This is a genomic window from Streptomyces sp. NPDC127117, assembly GCF_042677325.1.
GTDB lineage: Bacteria > Actinomycetota > Actinomycetes > Streptomycetales > Streptomycetaceae > Streptomyces.
In genome coordinates, this window is record NZ_JBHXTM010000051.1 from 27,283 (window position 1) to 45,661 (window position 18,379).

19 protein-coding genes and 1 pseudogene are annotated in these 18,379 nt (G+C 68.0%); 13 read left to right on the plus strand and 7 right to left on the minus strand.

Features of this window, described 5'->3' with window-relative positions; all coding sequences use genetic code 11:
• Positions 1-61: 61 nt before the first annotated feature.
• Positions 62-391, minus strand: coding sequence for a hypothetical protein (locus ACFVH0_RS32415; protein ID WP_385826079.1), 330 nt, complete (start codon positions 389-391; stop codon positions 62-64).
• A 135-nt stretch (positions 392-526) separates the two neighbouring features.
• On the opposite strand from ACFVH0_RS32415, the gene ACFVH0_RS32420 reads away from it, so the two are divergent.
• From ACFVH0_RS32420 to ACFVH0_RS32435, 4 genes and pseudogenes are all read left to right on the plus strand, one after another.
• Positions 527-988: a hypothetical protein gene (locus tag ACFVH0_RS32420; protein ID WP_385826081.1), complete on the plus strand. Its 462-nt coding sequence runs from the start codon at positions 527-529 to the stop codon at positions 986-988.
• 266 nt (positions 989-1,254) lie between these two features.
• Positions 1,255-1,824, plus strand: coding sequence for an isochorismatase family cysteine hydrolase (locus tag ACFVH0_RS32425; RefSeq protein ID WP_385826083.1), 570 nt, complete (start codon positions 1,255-1,257; stop codon positions 1,822-1,824).
• Positions 1,825-1,828: 4 nt separating this feature from the next.
• Positions 1,829-2,206 (plus strand): annotated as a pseudogene (locus tag ACFVH0_RS32430) (FAD-dependent oxidoreductase); the annotation flags it as partial.
• 317 nt (positions 2,207-2,523) lie between these two features.
• Positions 2,524-3,723: a damage-control phosphatase ARMT1 family protein gene (locus ACFVH0_RS32435; protein ID WP_385826137.1), complete on the plus strand. Its 1,200-nt coding sequence runs from the start codon at positions 2,524-2,526 to the stop codon at positions 3,721-3,723.
• Between the two features lie 615 nt (positions 3,724-4,338).
• On the opposite strand, the gene ACFVH0_RS32440 is transcribed toward ACFVH0_RS32435, so the two are convergent.
• Positions 4,339-4,626 (minus strand): NUDIX domain-containing protein, encoded by a 288-nt coding sequence (locus tag ACFVH0_RS32440; protein ID WP_385826084.1) that lies wholly within the window; start codon positions 4,624-4,626, stop codon positions 4,339-4,341.
• Positions 4,627-5,285: 659 nt separating this feature from the next.
• Between ACFVH0_RS32440 and ACFVH0_RS32445 the strand changes: the two genes are divergently transcribed.
• The 4 genes from ACFVH0_RS32445 to ACFVH0_RS32460 all read left to right on the plus strand — a co-directional run bounded on the left by ACFVH0_RS32445 (position 5,286) and on the right by ACFVH0_RS32460 (position 10,136).
• Positions 5,286-6,488 (plus strand): FAD-dependent oxidoreductase, encoded by a 1,203-nt coding sequence (locus ACFVH0_RS32445; protein ID WP_385826086.1) that lies wholly within the window; start codon positions 5,286-5,288, stop codon positions 6,486-6,488.
• A 211-nt stretch (positions 6,489-6,699) separates the two neighbouring features.
• A complete protein-coding gene (locus ACFVH0_RS32450) occupies positions 6,700-8,127 on the plus strand; it encodes a rhodanese-like domain-containing protein (RefSeq protein ID WP_385826088.1) in 1,428 nt (475 codons plus the stop codon).
• Complete coding sequence (locus ACFVH0_RS32455; protein ID WP_385826090.1) at positions 8,124-9,083, plus strand: sulfite exporter TauE/SafE family protein; 960 nt, start codon at positions 8,124-8,126, stop codon at positions 9,081-9,083. Before ACFVH0_RS32450 ends, ACFVH0_RS32455 begins: the two co-directional genes overlap by 4 nt.
• Before the next feature lie 270 nt (positions 9,084-9,353).
• Positions 9,354-10,136 (plus strand): GntR family transcriptional regulator, encoded by a 783-nt coding sequence (locus tag ACFVH0_RS32460; protein WP_385826092.1) that lies wholly within the window; start codon positions 9,354-9,356, stop codon positions 10,134-10,136.
• A 578-nt stretch (positions 10,137-10,714) separates the two neighbouring features.
• Here the strand turns inward: ACFVH0_RS32460 and ACFVH0_RS32465 are convergent.
• Both ACFVH0_RS32465 and ACFVH0_RS32470 read right to left on the minus strand, forming a co-directional pair.
• The gene (locus ACFVH0_RS32465) at positions 10,715-11,455 is read right to left on the minus strand and encodes a carbonic anhydrase (RefSeq protein ID WP_385826094.1); all 741 of its coding nucleotides are present in this window, start codon (positions 11,453-11,455) and stop codon (positions 10,715-10,717) included.
• Positions 11,456-11,843: 388 nt separating this feature from the next.
• Positions 11,844-12,929: a PP2C family protein-serine/threonine phosphatase gene (locus ACFVH0_RS32470; RefSeq protein WP_385826096.1), complete on the minus strand. Its 1,086-nt coding sequence runs from the start codon at positions 12,927-12,929 to the stop codon at positions 11,844-11,846.
• A 1,153-nt stretch (positions 12,930-14,082) separates the two neighbouring features.
• Between ACFVH0_RS32470 and ACFVH0_RS32475 the strand changes: the two genes are divergently transcribed.
• The 4 genes from ACFVH0_RS32475 (at position 14,083) to ACFVH0_RS32490 (ending at position 16,760) form a co-directional block, all read left to right on the plus strand.
• A protein-coding gene (locus ACFVH0_RS32475) for an IS5 family transposase (protein ID WP_385826139.1) occupies positions 14,083-14,909 on the plus strand; the annotation gives its coding sequence in 2 pieces (ribosomal slippage) (positions 14,083-14,431 and positions 14,431-14,909; 828 coding nt in all).
• 184 nt (positions 14,910-15,093) lie between these two features.
• Complete coding sequence (locus ACFVH0_RS32480) at positions 15,094-15,441, plus strand: hypothetical protein (protein WP_385826098.1); 348 nt, start codon at positions 15,094-15,096, stop codon at positions 15,439-15,441.
• Between the two features lie 3 nt (positions 15,442-15,444).
• A complete protein-coding gene (locus tag ACFVH0_RS32485; RefSeq protein ID WP_385826100.1) occupies positions 15,445-16,581 on the plus strand; it encodes a sigma-70 family RNA polymerase sigma factor in 1,137 nt (378 codons plus the stop codon).
• Positions 16,578-16,760 (plus strand): hypothetical protein, encoded by a 183-nt coding sequence (locus ACFVH0_RS32490; RefSeq protein WP_385826101.1) that lies wholly within the window; start codon positions 16,578-16,580, stop codon positions 16,758-16,760. Before ACFVH0_RS32485 ends, ACFVH0_RS32490 begins: the two co-directional genes overlap by 4 nt.
• On the opposite strand, the gene ACFVH0_RS32495 is transcribed toward ACFVH0_RS32490, so the two are convergent.
• Entirely contained in the window at positions 16,753-16,941 is a 189-nt protein-coding gene (locus ACFVH0_RS32495; protein ID WP_385826104.1) for a hypothetical protein, read from the minus strand. The two genes, ACFVH0_RS32490 and ACFVH0_RS32495, sit on opposite strands and share 8 nt — an antisense overlap.
• Positions 16,942-17,125: 184 nt before the next feature.
• Here ACFVH0_RS32495 and ACFVH0_RS32500 point away from each other — a divergent pair, with 184 nt between their 5' ends.
• Positions 17,126-17,422, plus strand: coding sequence for a hypothetical protein (locus ACFVH0_RS32500; RefSeq protein ID WP_385826106.1), 297 nt, complete (start codon positions 17,126-17,128; stop codon positions 17,420-17,422).
• 291 nt (positions 17,423-17,713) lie between these two features.
• Here the strand turns inward: ACFVH0_RS32500 and ACFVH0_RS32505 are convergent, their stop codons facing one another.
• Both ACFVH0_RS32505 and ACFVH0_RS32510 read right to left on the minus strand, forming a co-directional pair.
• Positions 17,714-18,079, minus strand: a complete 366-nt coding sequence (locus ACFVH0_RS32505) for a DUF4440 domain-containing protein (protein WP_376471525.1) — start codon at positions 18,077-18,079, stop codon at positions 17,714-17,716.
• Between the two features lie 30 nt (positions 18,080-18,109).
• Positions 18,110-18,298 (minus strand): hypothetical protein, encoded by a 189-nt coding sequence (locus ACFVH0_RS32510; protein WP_385826108.1) that lies wholly within the window; start codon positions 18,296-18,298, stop codon positions 18,110-18,112.
• Positions 18,299-18,379: the final 81 nt, after the last annotated feature.

Sequence of the window (18,379 nt, forward strand, 5' to 3'; positions counted from 1 at the left end):
CCCGGAACGTCAGCCGTCCACAGCTCTCCCCGTGCCCTCGTGAGCGGGGCACGGACCCGGTTCAGGCGTTGAGAACCAGTACGCGCACCGGCTCGTCCTCCCACCGCTTCGGGGCCGTGGTGGCGATGATCGCTCCGTCCGGGCGGTCCGGGGTGGGCTGCGCCGCGTACTGGCTGTGGGCCGCCGCCCACGTGTTCTGCCGGGCGAGGGCCAGAGCCGCGGCCAGATCCAGGTCCAGAACGGTGATGCCCGGCAACACGGCAAGGTGCTCGGCCGTGCCGGGCCGCGCACGGTCGGCCTCGACGAGAGCGCACGCCGGGGCGTACAGCGAACGGCCCGCGACGAACTCGCCCCTGGCCCTCGGACAACTCCGAGACCTCCGCCGAAGCATCCACGTCCCACGCGGCCAAGGTCCGGTCTCGGGGATGGCCGACATCGGCGAGCTGGCGGATTCGGCCCTGTTCTCGCCGGGATACGTCAATGATCAGGAACGCACAGCGCAGGACTGCGTTCTGCACGTCTTCGCGTGCGGGCCGCCGTCTTCCACCTCGTCCAACCGCACGAGCCTCCCGCGCTCACCGATCTCGCCGTCCGGCGCTACCGCTCGTACGCCTCCGACCTGCCCTGGGCGCGGGACAAGTTCCGCGACCTCCTGGACGAGGACCACCACCGCATCCCCAACCCCGAGTACGTCCTCTCCCTGTACTGGCTCACCTCCGTTCCCTGGACCGGAGACGCCTACGACACCGCCCTGCGCCTGCTGTCCACACCCTCGGTCCTGGTAGACCGCGGCGCCCAGGGCGGGCCCGCGCCCCTGGACGGCACGGTCGAGGCATCGCTCCTCGGACGGGCTTCGACCACCCGGACATCGTGTCCCTCGGCGTACGGGGAGTCTCCACCGCCTACGCCGGCTGGTCCGGCGTCGCCTACGCCTCCCACTCCCGCGAGCGCGGCCTCACCATCGATGAGCTGGTCACCTGTGAACTGACCGTCCAGGCCCTGTGGTGCTTCACCCACCAGGTCCAGCAGATGATCGAGGACGGCCAGGACCCCTCCATGCCCGAGCAGTACGGTGGCGCTTCCTGCGCGCCGCCACCTCCCGGCTCACCACCGCCCGCGCCCAGGAGACCGCACAACACGTCCTCATGCGGGAGGCCATCATGAAGACCAGCGGGCTGGCCGAACGGCTGCGCGCCGCACAGGACGCTCTACGCGAGAGCGTCGGCTGAGAACCCTGGGCAGGAGAGACACCGGATGGACATCAGCAGCGCCGCACTGGTCGTGATCGACATGCAGAACGGCTTCGTGAACCACCACAGCCGCCACGCCGTGCCAGCTGTCTCGGATCTGGTCGCCCAATGGTCCGCTGCTGGCCGACCCGTGCTCTTCACCCGCTATTTCAACTACCCGGACAGCCCCTACGAGCGCTTCTTCCAATGGCACCGGCTCCAGGAGCCACCCGAGACCGACCTCGTCCCCGAGCTCGCCGAAGCGGCCGCCCGCTCCCACGCGGTGATCGACAAGACCGGATACACGCTCTTCACGAACGAGGCCACCGAAATGATCCGCCAGACCGGTTGGACCGACCTGGTCTTCTGTGGAATCGCCACCGAGAGCTGTGTCCTGAAGTCCGCCACCGATGCCTTCGAGCACGGCTACGCCCCCTGGATCGCCACCGATGCCTGCGCCAGCGACGCCGGCCCCGACGTTCACGACGCCGGGCTCGTCGTCGCCCGCCGGCTGATCGGAACTGGCCAACTTGTCTCCAGCGAACATGTGGTGGGACAGCTCACGGCGCACGCCGGGGCCGCAGTGCTGGAATAGCCCCATGGCCGACACACCGCCCCGTGCCGGTTCACCCACCATCCACGACGCGGACTTGATCATCATCGGCGGCGGTCCGGCGGGCTGCGCCGCCGCCCGTATGGCCGCCAGCGTCGGCATGCGCTCGATCCTGATCGAGCCGGACACACTGTGCCGCAACCTCTATCGCATCCCGGCCCTGAACAACGTCCTCGGCGGCTGCACCAGCGGCCCCGAACTGGCCGACTCCATCGTCGCGGAACTGAAGAGCACGGAGCTGTGCCGCCTCGAACTCGGCCGACAGGTCACCGAACTCCACGCCTACAAGGACCACGTGACCGTCACGCTCGACGCCGGTGCCCGGCTCACGGCTCGGTACGTCATCGTCGCCACCGGCGTCGGCGGGGCGGGAACCGGCGGCATCGCGGTATGCCACCTGGGGACGGACCGGTTCCCCCTCACCCTTCCGGCCACACGGGCCGCATCCTCGTGCTGGGCTTCATGAGCGACGAGGACCGCCTTGTGCTGGCTGCGGCGGACGGCATGGTGCGGGTGTGGTCGCTCACCGAGCATCGGCAGATCGCCAAGGTCCGAGGGGACGCCTCACTGCACTGCGCGGCCTTCGAACCCGCGACCGGCGCGTTGCTGGTAGGAAGTGCGGCCGACGTCGCGTCCTTGACGATCACGGACACTGAGCGAAATGCGAAGGGCTTGGGCACCATGACGGAGAAGACCTCCCGCACCTCGGGTGATGCGACTGGCGCGCCGGTCATCCTGAGCAACGAGCCCGGCTCGTTCGCCTGGGGTGTGCTGGCCAAGCGCCACCCTGCCCTCATTCAGCGGGTACGAGACGCCTTCCCGTACGGCCGCCGACAGCAGGAGGCCCTCGACGCCCTGCTGGACGAGATCACCAACGGTGTCATCGAACCGCTCGCCCCTGGGGAGCACGACCGTGAGCGCTGGGCGGACTGGGGGCAGGAGCACTCCGGGCGCTCGTGGTACGACGCCCCGTTCCTGTGGGCGGAGAGCTACTTCTACCGCAGACTCCTCGGTGCGGTCGGGTACTTCGGCACCGGCCCATGGCAGGGAGTCGATCCGTTCGCGCCGCTCAAGCAGGCTGAACTGCGAGGCGACTTTGTGGAGGAGGAGCTGCGGGCCCTGGACGCGCTCGCGAGCGCACCGGCGGACGAGCGGGCTGCGGCACTGCTCCACGCCTCGCTCTGGGGCAACCGCGCGGACCTCGGCTTCCGCGTCCTGGCGGGGGAGCCGGCGGTCGGTGATGCCGTTGCCTCCACGCTGGTCGCCGACGACAGCGCCTTGCTCTGGCAGCTTCTGCCCGTCGGGGCGTCCTCCACCGTCGCCCTGGTGGCGGACAACGCGGGGCGTGAGCTCATCCCGGATCTGATCCTCATCGACCACCTTCTCGAACAGCGGCATGCCGAACAGGTCGTACTTCACGTCAAGCCTCACCCCTACTACGTCTCCGATGCGATGACGGCTGACGTCGTCGATTGCCTCCGTCGCCTCACCGAGGCGCCCAGCGAAGCCGGCCGGATCGGCGGTCGGCTGTGGAAGGCCATGGAGGCAGGAAGCCTGGAGGTCCGCACCCACTCGTTCTTCTGCGCTCCGCTACCGTACGAGGAGATGCCCGAGGACCTTCGCGACGAGTTCGAGAGTGCCACGCTCACCATCCTGAAGGGCGACCTCAACTACCGTCGCCTGGTGGGCGACCAGCTGTGGGACGCCATGGTGCCCTTCGCGGATCTGACCGCGTACTTCCCGGGGTCCGTTGCGGCGTTCCGGACTCTGAAGTCCGACGTCATCGTCGGCTTGGAGCAGGGGGTACTGGACGCGCTCGAACGGTCCGGGGCTGCCTGGCGTACGAGCGGAACACACGCGCTCATTCAGGTGCGACGGTAGAAGGGGTAGGGACTGATGCCACCTCATGTCCGCAGAGAAAGCGGGTGTGGCAGGTGGTCATATGCGCTGGTCGTCACATGGTGTTGCCCGGCGGCGGCATCGGCTTCGAGGTGAGGTCACCGCCAGGCTGAGGACAGCGTGGCACGGAGCACTGACAACCGGTGCCCACGCTCGCCGGCCATGGCTGCACCACGCAGGATGATTGCCGATCAAGCACGACCTGTAATGCGCAGCTCTGGACCGTCTGTGGCCGGCGTGCCGCGTGGTGCAGAGAATGGTCCGGAGCTGGACTTGAGCGCCTGTGCGCCCTACCTGGCCCCTCCCCAGGGGCGGAACGGTGACGGACCGTCGAACCCATGGGCGGACGCTGCGGGAAGTGCCATGGCCTATCAATGCCTGACGACCTGGTGAAAGTCGCGCCTGGGGAGCTTTGGTGCGAGAGGTGCTGTGAGGACTGGGCGTACGACAGCCTGGTCGAGGGACGGAACCGGGGTGAGGATGACTCGCCGACCATGCCGATCGGTGATCCTGACGAGGCCCAGCACCGGCGAGGAACGGCAGCGTAAGGTCCGCGCCCGGCCGCTGCGTGGCCCGCCTTTGCTGCCCGTGTTCAGGTCAGGCGCTGGTCACGGTGGGCTCGGGCCGCTCAGGCCGGCTCGCAGTACACCGCATCCCGGTGAGCTTCACCGTCTCGTCGGCCTCGGTGACGGTGGCGGTGAAGTTGAACCGGCGGGTGGCGCGTCCGCTGCCCGAGCGGTGGTCGAAGTGGCCGAGGTAGTCGACCACGGCGGCAACCGGCAGGCCGGTCTCCTCGGCGACTTCCCGCCGCAGGGCCTCGGTCAGGCTTTCGCCTTCGTCGACGCCCCGGGAGGCTGAGGGCGGGTTCGCCGCCGAGCAGGGCAAGCGGGGAGTCGTTCATACCAGGTACTCCTTCGGATCGGCGGGGCGGGCGGTGGCCCAGGAGGCGTAGGCGGCGGCGAGGAACGCGGCGTGTGGCAGGTGGGCGGCCGGTCAGGAGGGGTTGGGGTGGGTGCCGTCCAGGACGCGGCAGAAGCGGTCGATCTGCACCGACTCAAGGAATCGGCCGGACGGCCGTGAGAGGAAGGGGAACAGGTGTTGCCTCGGCGTTGCCTCCCGCCCGCCGGGCAGGTCGGCGGGGCCCAACTCCGTGTCCTTGCCGCTACGTTCATTTCAACGAGCGTGCGCTCCCGGCGCCTGCTCGCGGCCGTACGGACCTCCAGCGGCCGCAGCCTCGCCACCTGCGCCAAGGAGGTGGCCGAGCGGCTGCCGCGCTCGGCCATGGACACCTGGCCTTCGGCGGCGAGAAGGTCTCCCGCTGGGAAGCTTGAGCACCGGATTGCGGCGGAGACCTTGCTGGAGAGCGGGGCGTGCCGCCCGGGCCAGGGAGAAGAGGGGCCCGGCCGCGCGTGAGGCGGAGGGGCGCTCAGCTGAGACCGCATCTAAATGTACGTACAAATTCTGTGATTCTTCCAAGGGTGGCTTGCTTGTCGGCGCCGGGCCACCTAACGTGAATGTACGTACATTTGATCGGGAGGGTTCCCTTGGTGACCAAGCAGCACCACCGGACCGTGATCATCGGCGGCGGGACCGCAGGTATCTCGGTCGCGGCTCGGCTCCGCCGCGCCGGTGAAAAGGACGTCGCAGTGCTCGACCCGAGCCTTCACCACTACTACCAACCGTTGTGGACGCTGGTAGGCGGCGGACGAGCGCCGCTGAAGGAGAGCGTCCGCCCGCAGGAGACCGTGATGCCGAAGGGCGTGCGGTGGATCCGCCGCTCCGCGGTCTCCATCGACGCCGAAGCCCAGACGGTGACGCTGGATGACACCGGCACCGTCTCCTATGACCACCTGGTGGTCTGTCCCGGCATCCAGCTGGACTGGGATCGGGTGCCGGGCCTGGAGGCCGGGCTCGGCAAGGACGGCCTGTCGAGCAATTACCTGCCGCACACTGCTCCCGCGACCTGGCGCTTCATCCGCGGAACCCGCTCGGGCAGCGCGGTGTTCAGCATGCCGACGGGAGCCATCAAGTGCGGCGGTGCCCCGCAGAAGGTCGCATACCTCGCCGCCGACTACTGGCGGGAACAGGGTGTCCTCGGCAAGATCGACGTCCACCTCGTGATACCCGGTGCCGCCATCTTCGGAGTTCCGGAGTTCGCGCGCGTGCTCGATGACGTGGTCCGCCGGTACGGCATCAACGTCCACTACGGAAGCGAAGTCACCGAGGTGCGTCCCGAGGCCCGTGAGGTGGTCGTCACCGAGCTGGGCACCGGAGGCAGGAAGACTCTGCCGTACGACATGGCCCACCTCGTCCCACCGCAGAGCGCCCCGGAATGGATCAAGCGCAGCCCCCTCGCTGGAGCAGACGACCCGGCCGGCTACGTCGAGATCGACAAGCACACCATGCGACACGTCAGGTACCCCAACGTCTGGGCCCTCGGAGACGTCGGATCGTCCCCGAACTCCAAGACCGGCGCGGCCGTGCGCAAGCAGGCGCCCGTAGTCGTCGCGAATCTCCTGGCCTCGATGAACGGCCGGGAACCCACCGCCGCCTACCACGGCTACTCCTCATGCCCGCTGACCACGGCCCGCAACAAGATGCTGCTCGCCGAGTTCGACTACAGCGGTCAGCCCACCCCGTCGATCCCGGTGATCAACACCATCCGCGAACGCACCGACATGTGGTACCTCAAGCGGCGTGGCCTGCCGTTCCTCTACTGGAACCTCATGCTCCGCGGACTCGCTTGATCCGACGCCCGAAAGCGGGAATCCGACCGCTGCACCGGCCGGAGAACCAGCGGGGTTGCACCCGCGGTCCCGGCCCCGGCGTACATCGCCACTCTGCTTCTGGCCACCTTGCCGTCGCCGCGCTGCACAGACGGCGCACGGCTCGCCTGTCACCCGCGCCCCCGGCCCGATGCCCCGGCGCACCGTCACCGCTCATCATCAGGAGCCCGTCATGACGAACCACACCGGACCGCTGGTCTTCGTGCAGTTCTACCTCGACTGCCTCTCCCACGCCTCGTACCTCGTCGGCGACCGCACCACCGGCCGGGCCGTCGTGGTCGATCCGCAACGCGATGTCAACGACTACATCTCCACCGCCGAGCGTCACGGCCTGACCATCGAGCGGGTCCTCGAGACCCACATCCACGCCGACTTCCTCTCCGGTCACCTGGAGCTGGCCGAGCGCACCGGCGCCCGCATCTCCTATGGCTCCGCCGGCACGCTCGACTTCGACACCGACCCCCTGGATGATGGCGAGCACCTCAGCCTCGGCGAGGTCGACCTGGAGATCCTGCACACCCCTGGCCACACCCCCGAGTCGATCTGCGTCGTCGTGCGCGAACATGCCGACGACGCCATCCCCTACGGTGTCCTCACCGGAGACACGCTGTTCATCGGCGACGTCGGCCGTCCCGACCTGCTCAGCGCCCGCGGCCGGTCCGCCGAGGACATGGCTCGCGCGCTGTACCACTCCACCCGGGAGCGCCTGCTCACTCTCCCCGACGACACACGTGTCTACCCGGCGCACGGGGCCGGCTCGGCTTGCGGCAAGAACCTCTCGACCGAGCTGAGCTGCACGATCGGCAACCAGCGTCTGAACAACTACGCCCTGGCCGACATGACCGAGGGCGAGTTCGTCTCCGTTGTGACCGAAGGCCAGCCCGCCGCGCCCGCCTACTTCGCGTTCACATCCGTGCGCAATCGCCAAGCCCGTCCAGTCCTGGACGAAAACACCCACGTCGTCTCCCTCGACCCGGCCGCCTTCCTCGACGCCCGGGCGCGCGGCGCCATCGTCCTGGACATGCGGGATCCGGAGTCGTTCACCTCCGCCCACCTGCCTGGCGCGGTCAACGTCCCCCTCGGCGGGCGCTTCGCGGAGCTCGCCGGCGAGGTGCTCGACGCCCAGGACAGCATCATCCTGTGCGGCGACCCGGCCACCGCGCGCGAGGCCCGCAACCGGCTCGCCCGCATCGGCTTCGACCGCGTCCTCGGCGCCTTGACGACCCCGGTTGACGCCGTCGGCGCCGAATACCTGACCGCCGCCGTGCGCGCGGAGGCCACCGGCCTCGATGACCGGCTCGCCAAGGACGCGGACGGCTTCGAGCTGCTGGACGTGCGTGGCCTGGGCGAAATACGTGAAAGCGGCACCATCCCCGGCGCTCGTCTCATCCCGCTGCCCGAACTGGTCGGCCGCCTGGGCGAGCTGCCGACCGACCAGCCGCTGACCGTGTTCTGCGCGAGCGGCAACCGCTCATCGGTGGCCGCGTCCGTACTGCGCGCCCGCGGCTTCGACACCACCGACCTGCGCGGCGGCTTCTCCGCCTGGCGCGGTGAGGTCGAGTACCCCGCCGACACGACCCCGGGTGGCGTCCCGGCGTGAGCGTGCTGATCCTCGCCCTGCTCTGCGGAGCCGTGGTCGGCCTGGCTCTCGGCGCGCTCGGCGGTGGCGGCGGTGTGCTCGCGGTCCCGGCCCTGGTGTATCTCCTGGGCGTCGCACCCGCCGACGCGGGGACCACCAGTCTGGTCGTCGTCACCGTCACCTCCGTCATCGCCCTCGTCCGCCACGTCGGCACCGGCAACATCCGCTGGCGGACCGGCGTCCTGTTCGCCGCGGCTGGCGTGGTACCCGCCATCGGGGCGTCCATGCTCGCCCACCGCATCCCGCAGACCGTGCTGACCACTGCGTTCGCCGTCCTGGCCGCTTTCGCCGCCGTGGTGATGCTGCGTGGTCTTCGCGCGGTGCACACCCGCCAGACCTCTGCGTCCGAGGCGGCCTCGCAGGCCACCGCATCCGAGCCGGCGGTGGGGTCCGGCGCGTCCCTCTCCGGCCCGCCCGGGCCTGCGGATGCGACCGTCGTCCAGGCAGCCGGCGGAACCAGCGTGACCGCACAGCGCGCGGGCGGTCACACGCCGGAAGAGGCGGGCGGCGCCGACACCGCCGACAGCCACGGGAGGACTGTCGCCCGGGCCGGGTACCTGCGCACCGGAGCGGCCGGAGCCGGCCTGGGTGCGGTGACCGGGTTGCTGGGTGTCGGCGGCGGCTTCCTTGCCGTACCCGCCCTGGTGTCGGTGCTCCGCCTGCCGATGCGGACGGCCGTCGGCACCAGCCTCGTGGTCGTCCTCATCAACTCGGTTGCGTCCCTCGCCAGCCGCGCAGCCGCCGGAGGAATGTCCCTCGACCTCGCGATTTTCGGTCCGTTCGTGGGCGCCGCCGTCCTCGGCGCCTGGGACGGCAAGCGGCTGGCAGCCAAGCTCTCCGGCGCCGCCCTGCAACGGACTTTCGCCGCCCTGCTGCTCGCGATGGCTGTGTTCATGCTCATCGACGTGATCCTCTGAGGCTTCGCGCACGGCCGCAGTCGGTACACCCCTGCGACGGGTGACGGCCCACGCTGATCGGCTGCCGCCCGAGCAACGGGCATCCGAGCCCGTCGCGCGGCCCTGGCGTACACAACGCGGTCACGTCGGGCTGGCACCCCTGCGGGCCAGGTCTACCACCTTTCCCCGGGGGAACCGGTGAGCGCGAGTTTGCACCGACCCTGCAAATGTACGAACGTTCACCTTGTGCCAGTAGCATCCGTCCGACCCCCGAGCCCCAGGAGGACAACGGTGACCTCCCGACCCGATTCCCGTCCCCTCACCCGATCCGCGGGCAAACCGCTGTGGGCACAGCTGCGCGCCGACCTGCTGCGCCGCCTCGAAGACGGCGAGTTCCGCGACGTCTTCCCCGGCGAGCACGACCTCGTCGCCGAGTACCAGGTGAGCAGGCACACAGTTCGCGAGGCCCTCCGTCAGCTCCGTACGGACGGCCTCGTCACCGCCCGGCGCGGCAAGGTCTCCCGGTTCACTGCCGACCGCCCGCTGGAGCAGAAGGTCGGTGAGGCGTACAGCCTTTTCCGGTCTGTCGAGGAGGTCGGCGCAGTCCAGCGCAGCGTCGTTCGTGTGCTCGACCAGCGCGCCGACGGTGTCATTGCTGCCCGTCTGGGACTTGAGGAATCCACACCGCTCGTCTACCTCGAACGCCTCCGTCTCGCCGACGAGAACCCGCTCGCCGTCGATCGCGTGTGGCTGCCTGCGGACGTGGCCCGCCCGCTCCTGGATGTCGACTTCACCCACACCTCGCTCTATGACGAGCTCGAACGCCACTGCGGCACGCGCATCAGTGGCGGCTGGGAGCGCATTCGGGCCGTCGCGCCCGGCCGCGGAGAACGCACCCTGCTCGACTGCCCGGAGTCCACAGCGCTGTTCGCGATCGACAGACTCGGTCACGACACCAGCCGACGGCAGGTCGAGTGGCGGCAGACGCTCGTCCGAGCGGATCGCTTCGCCGTCGCCGCCGAGTTCTCCACCGACGACGGCTACCGACTGGGTGCTCCGGTCCCTATGCCCTGACCCGCGATCGCTCTTCAAGGGGCCGACGGAGCGAGCCGAACCAGGCGTCCTCCGCCGCGGCATGTCAACTACCGCAGCACCTACGCCGCTACGACCGGCTGCTGCGGGTGATCAGCCGGTGAGGGTGCCGTGGTAGCCGACCGGGCCCTCGCGAGTTCGCCGCTGCTGCGGTTGCGGCGGACGAGCAGACTGCGGTGACAGGGCCCCTCGTCCGCCACCTCGGCCAGGCCCAGCCGTAGAAACGGTGCCTCTTGGCGCCGACGCATGCGGAGACCTTCTGCCAGGCCCGTCTCGGCAGCTTCTTGACCAGGGCATCGGCCCGCACCTTCCCCGCCCGGTGGCGATCTGGTGGTCGCAGGCGACCGCGAGGACGTAGCCGGTCCGTCGGTCTTCCAAAGCGCCCCGCAGCTGCGGATTGCGTCCGTAGACCTCGTCTGCGGCCACCCGTGCTGGTTCGGGCAGTCCGGAGAGCCACGCCTGGCTGCTGTGAGAGCACAGAAGACGTTGGCGGCTTCGAGCGCGGCGCCGTCGGTGTGAAGATGGTGTTCGGCTGTCGGCATCGTTCCGGTCCGCGGGTTCTACGGCCCGGCAGGCGCGCCGGCCAGGACTTCCACCTTTCCTGTGTCGAGCGAGTAGTAGGCGCCGACCACGGCAAGGGTGCCCTTCGCCACGAGCGGGGCCAGGTCCTGGTTGGAGCGCAGGTCGGCCGCGGTCAACTCGACCTGCGCGCGGGCCATGGTTTCGACCGGATCGGAGCCGACCTCCCGGACTGCCTGCTCGTAGGCCGGCCTCAGAGCCCTGGCGATCGCATCCAGATTGCCGGGAAGCGGCTTGCCGTCGCGGATGGATTTGTAGGCTGCCGCGACGGCGCCGCAACGCTGATGCCCGAGGACCACGATGAGGGGAGTGCCGCTCGTCATGGGCCCGTACTCCACCGACCCCGTGACCACCGGACCGACCGCCTCCCCTCCTGTGCGCATCACGTAGAGATCACCCAGTCCGGTGTCGAAGAGGAGTTCCGGGGGCACCCGGGAGTCGATGCACGAGAGGATCGCCCCGAAGGGCTCCTGCTTCTGGGCCACGAACTCTCGCCGGTTCGGATCCCGGTCGGGATGCCGAATGTCTCCGCTCACCCAGCGCGCATTGCCGTCCATCAGTCTCGCGAATGCCTCGGTGGGCGTGCTCGGCCGCGCGTTCGACGAAGTACTGGCCGCCAGCGGTGTGGCGCTCGTCGAGGAGCACCCCGTGAGTGCGACCGAGGCCACCACGAGTCCGCCTGCGAGCAGCGTTCTGCGATCCGGATGTTCTGATCCGCCCATCGGCGCTGTTCCCTTCAGTCCGCTGAGATGGAACCGTGCATTTCGACCAGGGCGATTGTTCAGCGATGTGTGGGAGCACAACGACAGGCGCAAGCGGGTGAGGCCCGCTGTGCCACCGACGGCCCACAGAACCGGCTCGGGCGGCTGAGTGCCTGATGCGCGTGCCAGGCCTGCGGAACGTGAGCCCACGCGGCGGCGCCGCTGGCATCGCGCAGGTGAAATCCGGTGCACAGCGATCGCCCCAACGGCGGGTCATCTGCGGGATCGGGAGGCCGCGGAGACAGCTGAAGATCTTGCTTTCGCTGTCAGGTTCGCGGCAGATCACTGGAAGACCAACCGGTATGAAGCGATGTAGGGCGGGCGCTGTTTCAAGATCTTCAGAGCACTTCTATTCGGGCAGGTGGTAGATGGCGAGGGCCGCAGTGTCGTCGTGGAGGTGGTTGTCGCTGTGGATGAGGAGATCGTGGTGGAGGCGGTCGAGGAGTTCCCGGGGCTGGAGAGGGCCCCAGGAGAGGACACGCCGGCGGAGGGGGTAGAAGGCCCCGGTGCGGTCGCGTGCTTCGGTGACGCCGTCGGTGTAGAGCAGCAACTGGTCGCCGGGACCGAAGGGGTACTCATCGACGTGGTAGGCCTCTGTGAGGTGCATGCCCAGGTTGAGGGGCGGTGCGGGGTCGGCCGTCTCCAGTTCAGTGACCGCGTCGGAGCGGATGAGGAGGGGTGGGGGGTGGCCGCAGTTGACGATGCGGACCACGTGACGGCGGGGGATCTCCGCGAAAACAGCGGTGACGAAGCGCTCGCCCACCTCGCTTCCGGCCAGGCGGGTGGCTCTGCGATTCATGCTCGTCTCCGCCCGGCGGGCAACGGCGGCGAGGTCGGGTTCGTCGTGGGCGGCCTCGCGGAAGGCGCCGAGGAGGGTGGCGGCCGTCTCGACGGCGGGAAGCCCTTTGCCGCGGACGTCGCCGATGACAATGCGGAGTCCGTACGTGGTGGGGACGGCCTCATACAGGTCACCGCCGATGCGTGCTTCCGCAGCGGCGGACAGGTAGAGGGTTTCAACCAGAAGTGGGCCGATGCGGTGCGGGACCGGGCTCAGCAGGACATGCTGCGCGATCTCGGCCACGAAGCGCACGGTGGCGAGGGTGCGTTCCCGGCGCACGCGGTGGGCAGCCAGGATTGTTCCGAGGACGCCGACCACAGCGGTGCTCAGGTAGGTGGCCACGTAGTGGCGCTCCCAGACGTAGCTCACCGGGCGGCCCGCGCAGCACGGCGTGCCGGCCAGGGCTCCCTCGAAGGCGATCGCGAACATGGTGACCGCGGCGACAACAGTGGGGCCGTGGGCGAAGGCCGCGATCACAGGGAGGGCGATGAGCAGGAAGCTCACCGGCCACTGTACGGGCGTAAGAGGTTCGAGCACCAGGATGCCCGCGACATAGAAGGCGGGCAGCCACCGCATCCACGAGGGCGCGGGCGGCACCTGCGGGCCTCCACCGCCGGGCGGCGCTGCCGAGCCACTCGCCGCCCCGGGGCGGCCCGGCCACCTCACTGCTCACTCCGTCGCAGAGCGAGCGGCGCGAGCGCGGACGCTGCCGAGTCGGTGGACGAAGCCGCCGTGTGGGCCGGCATGCGGATGTTGCTCCTGGTGGCTCCACTCAAACAACCTGTACACGCCGGACTCCTGGTACATGATGTGGGCAAGACGTTCATCCTGCTGCCCCGTAATGCTTCGGGCCGATCATTGCTCCAGCCAATGGCATGTCAGGACCTTCGCGCGGGGCCCTGCACCGCCTGGGCCCCCTTCACCGAATCCGTCAAGGCGGGCTGACGGCGTCCATGGCATCGGGCGGCATGCCAAGGGCCTGCCGGTGGTCCGGCGGGCCCTCGGGCCAGAAACGCAACTGGTGATTCAGGGGCCGGTCAGTGGATGCGGAACGACGTCCCGGTCACGAGGGCGCCACCGAAGGCGGGCACCGCTCCACCCTGCTCGGGCTTCACATCAGGGCTGCGTCTCACGCGCTGCTTTCGCGTCGGCCCCGACCCGGAGTGCGGTCAGTAGTCCCAGACGACCGGTACGAAACGGAAGGCGTTGCCGGCGGCCGCCACGTGGCAGATGGACGGGAACGGCAGGTGAGTGGCCACCAGTTGTCCGCCGCTCACCGCCAGCTCTGTCAGGAGACGGATCCGGACGCGGGCTGATTCCTCGGGGTCGTGGTCGAAGCCGTTGTGTGCCGCGGTTCGATGACAAGGTCGGGAGATTGCGCCGAGCGATTTGAGCAACGGACCGTCAGATATTGAATCCCTGATGTGAGTTGGGGTGTGGGTGCGGGTCTGGGCTGGGGTGCTGAAGGTTGAGCGAGAACCGTCCGGGGTGTTTTCAGATGATGTATCAGGCGGTCTGGCCTGGTGTGGTGTCAACTTCGGTGAGAATGCCTGGCGTTGTCGCAGATGGGTGTCCGCGTCTAATGGCACGTCCGTGTTTTTTTGCTGGTCAGGGGCGTTCTGTCTGGTCAGAGGGGTTGGGTTAGCGGCCTCGGGTGGTGTCGTTGGTTTCAGCGAGGTGGTCCAGACGGATGGCTTCCAGAGATGTTCTAGACCATGTCCTACATGGTCTGTCGGCAGTTGTACTGGTCATGGGGAGTGGACGGTGGGGATGGATTGTTCCGGACGGCTTGTGGGAGACAGCGAGGCCGTTGCTGTCGCCGGCTCGCGTGCGTCCGCAGGGTGGCGGGATCGCGAACATCGATGATGAGGCGGTCTTCGCGGCGATCGTCTACGGGCCGGTGAGCGGGTGTGCCTGGCGGGCTCTGCCGCCGTGCTTCGGGGCGTCGAAGTCGACCGTGCACCGCCGCTTCGTCATCTGGTCAAGAGCCGGGGTGTGGGGCCGGCTGCATCAGAAGATTCTCCGACTTCTGGACGAACAGGACTTGATCGACCTGTCCCGGGCGGTCCTGGACTTCGCACACATCTGCGCCAAAAATGGGGCGAACTTGCAGGTCCGAGTCCCGTGGACCGGGGCAAGCCAGGTTCCAGGATGCATGTCCTGTCCGACGCGAACGGACTGCCCCTACGCGTCGGCCTCTCAGCCGCCAACACCCACGACAGCCAGGCCCTGAAGCCGATGCTGTCCCATTTCCACATGGGACACGAATCCCACGCGACCGAACCCAAGCCACGCCGCCTTCACGCCGACAAGGCGTACGAAGTCCCCCACCTGCGACGATGGCTCTGGGGCAAACACATCGGAGTCCGCATCGCCCGCAAGGGCATCGACTCCAGCGAACGACTCGGCCGCCGCAGATGGGTCATCGAACGCACCATGTCCTGGCTGACCGGATACCACCGCCTCAACCACCGCTACGAGCGCAAACCAGGCAACTACCTGGCCTTTCTCGGACTTGCCGCCGCCCTCTGCTGCTACAAACGGCTCCTCAAACTGACCATGCAGGACACGGTCTAAGGAAATTCCGGTCAGCTGGGGTGCTCCAGACACGAGCCGCCCGCCTCGCGGTCGAGATCGATCTCAGCGCCAACCACGGTTCCATCGATCCCGCGTCGGATTCCCAGAAACTTCGTGTGAACCAGTCCGTGGGCCGAAGGTCTTACCGGAGTGAAGACAGACACGACAGGCTGAGGGAGCGGGCATGGTGGTTCAGATGATCCGAGCGGCGCTGTCGCTTGCAGGCGGTACCCGGACAGGAAGGGAAGGCGGCATGTGGCACACGATCCGGAGCTGGGTCGAGGGCAAGAACGCGGCAACGTTCGAACGGGAGCGGCGTACGACTCTGCTCACGGCGCCACTGGCAATTCAGCAAGGCGGCAGGATCTACGACCAGCGGGCCGACGGAAGCATCCTGGAAATCACAGTTCCTTCGACGGAGCGGCCGGACGTCATCGTCGGTGAGTCCGTCCGCTGCGATCGCGCTGCATCGGCGCCCTCAGAACTACGCCCTGCCCGTCACAACGCACTCACCATGGCTGAGGAGAAGTGATCAATGTCCCTGCCCATCTCTCCTCCGCCAGCGCGGCCACTGACGGCTCGGCGCGCTGAGCTGCCAGAAAACACCTGGCTGTACAGGGTCCACCGCAAGCGCATCTCTTCGACAGCATTCAACCCCTGCCCGGCGCACATCTTCGGCGGCGGGCGTTTCGACGGCACGCCGGAGGATCCGTATCCCTACCTCTATGCTGCTCAGACTCCCGAGGCGGCCGTCGCAGACACGCTGCTGAGGGCAACGACGTTCAACCCTGATGGGTTGCGAGTAGTTCCACCGGCGGCGGTTGTGGACCGTCAACTTGCCCAAATGCGGACAACCGACCCTCTTCTGCTCATTGATCTGACAACGGCGGAGTCCCTCCACGCCGTCGGGGCTTCCTCCGAACTCGTTCTCTCCGAAGACTTCGTTCGCGCACGGGCCTGGTCCTCGGTACTACGCCAGCACAATCCCTGGGCCCAGGGGCTCCTGTGGCCCTCGCGCTTCCACCACGGAGACCATCTGGTGGTGCTCTTCGGGGATCGCTGTGCCCCCCGCATCCTCATCGAGCACACCAACTGGCCCCTGGAGGCGCGTGCCAACGCGCTTCTGGCCGGTTTGAGAGCTGCGGTCCCGTTCCCTCGCTCACCGGCCAGGAACTTCGACGACTTCTTCAAGGCCCATTTCCTACAGGTCTGCCGCATCCTCAACGCTCGGCAGAACGACTGGGAGCTCACGCAGGAGGCAGCCGGCCGGGCCTTCGAGATCGCCTACCGCAAGTGGCCGGAAGTGAGTGAACATCCCAATCCCGTGGCGTGGGTGGCTTTCACGGGCCGGCGCATCCTGAATCGGGCGTATCAGAAGCTCGCATCCCGCCCCGAGCGCCCCTTGAGCAACTCGGATACGGGTATGCCGTGCGACGGCCTCGATTTTGCATCAACGACGGTGGACAAGATCGCGTTGTACACCGCGCTTGGGAACCTGACGCGAGACAAGCGCGAGTGCCTTGTCATGCACTACGTGTACGGGTACCCCGTCAACGAGATCGCCGAGCTGCTGGATATCCCCCCTGGCACAGTAAAGAGCAGGCTCAGCGCGGCCCGCAAGGATCTCAAGGATTCACTTGGCTACGACTTCCGTGAGGGAGGAACGCGATGAAGCACGACGCCGAACTCCACGTTGACGGGTTCGACCAGACCTTGTCCGACGAAGAGGTACTCAGCCACCTGGCCGAGCTCCGGCACCGCGTCACCTCGCGCACGACGATCCTCGATGATGACGACTATGAGGCGGCCATCGAGGATGCGGCTGACGAGATCACCGGGCTCTTCAGCTGAGAACGACGGCCGTGACGCGCAGGCGGGATCCGTCGAGGTCGAGGATGTCGCAGGCGGCGGCCGGGTCGCGGAGCCGCTCACAGGCATCTTCGATGTGGTCAGCGGCCGGCGGGATCGGCCTGCCGTCCTTGTCCGTGGGGAGGTGCAGGTAGCCGAACGAGATCAGGCGTATCGGGTGCATGGTCTGGTTCTCCTGTCGTGGCGGGGGTGTGGGATCAGTGAGGACGGGCTTGCCGAGGTCGATCAGTTGCGGTCGGCCGTCCCCACGGGGACGTTCTTGAGGTTGTTGAGCTTGGCCATCGCGGTGTCGAAGCTGACCTGGAGGCCCTCGGCCTCGCCTCGTGGACGTCTGTGAGGACCAGGTGGTGGACGTCGCGCTGCGCCCACGGGCTGGTGCAGTGCTCGGGCCCCTGGTCGGGGTGGCAGTCGGTGAGCCGGGCGACGCCGATGACCGCGCCGAGGTGGAGCTCATGGCCGCGGATAGCGGCGGCCACCAGCGGGTCGCGCAGGGCCGCGCGGTCCGGCTGCTTCCCGGCGTGGAGGATGCCGACCGACGCGGCGAGGGCGAGCGGCCCGACCTCGGTGGGCAGGGGCTCGTGCAGCGCGCCCATCAGCTTCGTCAGGCGCTGTTCCATGCTCAGACACCCCAGCCACAAAAGTAGCTTCGCGGTCAGTTCTCTGAGATTGACCAGTGATGTTCGCCGCCCTGGCTTTGTCCACGAGTTGCGACGGCGGTTGTACACGGGTTTGGGAGTCGCCTGATTCCACGGTCGGATGATGTTCACGAGTTTTGAAGGCAGTTGGGTCCTTGCAGGGACAGCATCGAGGTGTTCCTGGTGAAAGGGCCTGGTCATGCCGCGGATGTCGAAGGTCGAGCCCCGCCAAGGCCAGCTGACACACAACGGTTCCAGCCCGCTGGTCCTGTCGCCCTCATGGGCGGCAGGACAATCTACTCAGGCGGCCAAAGTGCCCTGATGGAAGTACATCCGCCAGCCCGTGTCCGTCAGGCGCCACAACGAGCTCCTCCGAGCCCGACGGCCCTCGTGGTCGGTGAAGAACGTCAGATGGACGAGCCCCGGAGCAAGGACGACCCCGGTCATCTCGCTGACCTTGACCGGAGACTCTGGAGTCACTGACCCGTCACCAGTCACGGAGAGCACCGAGTCCATGTTCCACCAGCGTCCAGAAGCCCCGATCTCGGTGAACTCCGGATCCAGAAGCTCCAGAACACGGGACGAGGAAGCACGCACCTCGGGATCGAGCAGGCGCATCTCCCCATCGATAGCTGCTTGCACGGCCCGCTCGTTCTCATCCGTCATGCCCCGACCCTACGGGCGCCGCTTCGCGGATCACAGTGAATTGTTGATCTGCTGCCCCGACAGCCAGGCCACGCCGTCATAACTCGTGAACATTCCGATTCGTTCACAGCAACCGATGCCTCCCAAACCGGTGTTGAAGTGCTGCCCGTTGTCGTGAACAAAGCCACCGCCCCACTCGCTCCGTCGTTCAACAGAATGGGGTGTTTCGGTGAGCGACACGCACGCTGTCGGCCGGGGTCGTCTGCTCGTGGTGTGTGCAGGAGGTGCTGCCCGGTCAAGGGCGCCTGCGGCAGCGCTATG